Origin of the sequence: Micromonospora deserti, assembly GCF_003236335.1 — a bacterium.
Lineage (GTDB): Bacteria > Actinomycetota > Actinomycetes > Mycobacteriales > Micromonosporaceae > Micromonospora > Micromonospora deserti.
In genome coordinates this window covers 1-2,830 of the sequence record NZ_POUB01000441.1, presented here as the reverse complement: position 1 = coordinate 2,830, position 2,830 = coordinate 1, and the positions used below count along the sequence as shown (strand labels likewise).

Annotated in this window: 2 protein-coding genes; both read left to right on the top strand. The window is 72.2% G+C overall.

The window, feature by feature from the left end; all coding sequences use genetic code 11:
* Window positions 1-58 precede the first annotated feature (58 nt).
* The gene (locus tag C1I99_RS30860) at window positions 59-985 is read left to right on the top strand and encodes a PrgI family protein (RefSeq protein WP_111137670.1); all 927 of its coding nucleotides are present in this window, start codon (window positions 59-61) and stop codon (window positions 983-985) included.
* Window positions 982-2,775: a VirB4 family type IV secretion system protein gene (locus C1I99_RS30855; protein WP_111137669.1), complete on the top strand. Its 1,794-nt coding sequence runs from the start codon at window positions 982-984 to the stop codon at window positions 2,773-2,775. Before C1I99_RS30860 ends, C1I99_RS30855 begins: the two co-directional genes overlap by 4 nt.
* Window positions 2,776-2,830 lie beyond the last annotated feature (55 nt).

The window sequence follows — 2,830 nt, the reverse complement described above, 5'->3', positions numbered from 1 at the left end:
GCTAGTCGCGTGGGCTCGGAGATGTGTATAAGAGCCAGAAGCCGAGGGGTGATCAGCGATGAGCCGCCACAGCGACGAGGCCCCGATGCGGGCTCGGGTTCCCGCAGACATCGAGCGGGCGGACAGGCTCGCGTTCGGCATGTCGGGACGGCAGTTGGTGATCCTGGCCGTCACGGGCCTGCTGTTGTACGCGGCGTGGACGGCGGTGGCCACGCTCGTGCATCCACTGGTGTTCCTCGCGGGTGCGATGCCGCCCGCCGCTGGGGCGTTCCTGCTCGCGGTCGGCCGCCGGGACGGCATCAGTCTCGACGCCTGGGTCCTCGCGGCGCTGCGGCACCGCCGCAGCCCGCGCCGGCTCGTCCCGGCCGACATGCCGGTCATCCCGGCCCCGGCGTGGGTGCAGACCACCGCCGGGCCGGGTGACCAGCTACCGCTGCCCGCACCGCTGCGGCTGCCCGCGAAGGGCATCACCGGCCACGGGCTGATCGACCTCGGATCGGATGGCACCACGGGCCTGGTCGCCGCCTCGACGGTGGCCTTCGGCCTGCGGACACCAGGGGAACAAAACGGCCTGGTGGCCGGGTTCGCGCGGTGGCTACACAGCCTCGACGGCCCGGCGCAGATCGTGGTGCAGGCACAGCGGGTGGACCTGACCTACCTCGCCGACCGGTTCCTCGCCGCCGCCCCCGGGCTGCCGCACCCCGCGCTGGAAGAGGCAGCCCACGCGCACGCGGCGTTCCTCGAAGACCTGGCCGGGCAGCGGGAGTTGCTGCACCGGCAGGTCACCGTCGCGGTGCGGAGCCGGCGCGGCGCGCACCACACCGCGCATCACGCGACCGAGGCGGTTCGTGCCCTCGCCGGCTGCGAGGTTCCCGCCCGGGTGCTCGATGGGCCGGAGGCCACGGTGCGTCTCGCGGCAAGCCTCGACCCCACCGCCCCGGCCCTCACGCCCTACGCCCCATCTCACGGAGGTGAACAGCGGTGAGCCTGCTGTCCGCACTGCTGCCGAAGCGGCGGCCCGCTTTGCCCGAGTCGGCGATGGTCCTGCCCGGTTTCCCGGACGCCGTGGAGGTCGACGGCCGATACGTGCGGGTCGGGGACGGCTACAGCGCCACCCTGGCCGTTGTCGGCTACCCGGCTGAGGTCGGACCGGGGTGGGCGGAGCCGCTCTTGTCCTACCCGCGCTTGGTCGACGCCGCCTTCCACATTGAGCCGGTCCCGCCGGCGGTGGCCTCCGAGCGGCTGCGCAAGCAGCGCGGCCGGTTCGAGTCCTCCCGTCGGCAGGACGCGGCGAAGGGCCGGCTTGACGATCCCGACCTTGACGCCGCTGCGGCCGATGCCGCCGAGCTGGCCACGCGGGTGGCCCGAGGCGAGGCGCGGCTGTTCCGCCTCGGCCTGTACCTGACCGTCCACGGCGCCAACCCCGCCGAGTTGGCCGACCGGGTGGCCGAGGTGCGGTCCCTGGCCTCCTCGTTGCTGCTCGACACCGCGCCGGTGACGTGGCGGCAGTTGCAGGGCTGGATCAGCGGTCTACCCCTCGCGTTCGACGCGTTGGGGATGAAGCGGGTCTTCGACACTGACGCCCTCGCCGCGAGCTTTCCGTTCACCAGCCCTGACCTGCCCGACACCGCTGGGGACAGTGGCATGGGGGTGCTGTTCGGGTTGAACCTGCACTCGGCCGGAGTCGTCGTGTGGGACCGGTGGGCGCAGTCCAACTACAACGCCGTCATCCTCGCCCGATCCGGGGAAGGCAAGTCCTACCTGGCCAAGCTCGACCTGCTGCGCAACCTATGTCTCGGGGTGGAGGCGTTCGTCATCGACCCCGAAGACGAGTACCTGCGGCTGGCCGACGCGGTCGGCGGCACGGTCATCCGGCTCGGCGCGCAGAGCGTGAGGATCAACCCTCTCGACCTGCCGCCCGGCGACGACGATGCCCTGAACGATCGGGCGCGGTTCATGCAAACCTTGGTCGCGGTGATGGCCAGCGGCGAGACCGCTGTCAGTGCGCCGCTGCCCGGCGATGAGGCCCGCTCCCTCGACGTGGCGGTGCTGGCCGCGTATCGGGCGAAGGGCATCACCACCGACCCGCGCACCTGGAGACGACCGGCGCCGCTCCTCGGTGACGTGACGGCGGCCCTGGAGGACACCGACGACGCCGGGCGCCGAGTCGCCGCCCGCCTGCATCCCTATGTCGCCGGCAGCATGAAGGGCCTGTTCGACGGGCCGACCACCACCACCCCGCAGGGGCACCTGGTGGTGTTCGCCATCAAGGACCTCCCCGAACAGCTTCATCCGGTCGGGACGCTGCTCACCCTGGACACGATCTGGCGCACCGTACGCGGCGCGACCGCCTCCGGCCAGCGGCCCGATGCGCTGCGGATGGTGTTGGTGGACGAGGCATGGAAACTGCTGTCCGGCGGTCGCGGCGGCGTGTTCCTGGAGACCCTGGCCAAGTCCGCCCGCAAGTACGGCACCGGCCTGACCGTCGTGACCCAGGACGCTGCTGACGTGCTCGCTACCAAGACCGGCCGCGCCGTCGTCTCCAACGCCGCCACCCAGGTGCTGCTCAGGCAGGCGGCGCAGGCGATCGACGCCGTCACTGAGGCGTTCGGGCTCACCGACGGCGAACGGGCGTTCCTGCTGTCCTGCCAACGCGGCGACGCCCTGCTCACGGCCGGGTCGGCGCGGGTGGCCTTCCACAGCCACGCCTCCACGACCGAGCACGAGTTGATCATCACCGGCCCGGTCACCGGTCGGCCCGCCCGCCGCCGCTGACCCGGCCTCCTTCCCACCACCGATCGGAGTTCCCGATGGTTGTCACGTTGTCCCC

What these genes read in the sequence shown, in the direction of transcription:
- C1I99_RS30860 (WP_111137670.1), top strand. Translation starts at nt 59, where the DNA reads ATGAGCCGCCACAGCGACGAGGCCCCGATGCGGGCTCGGGTTCCCGCA.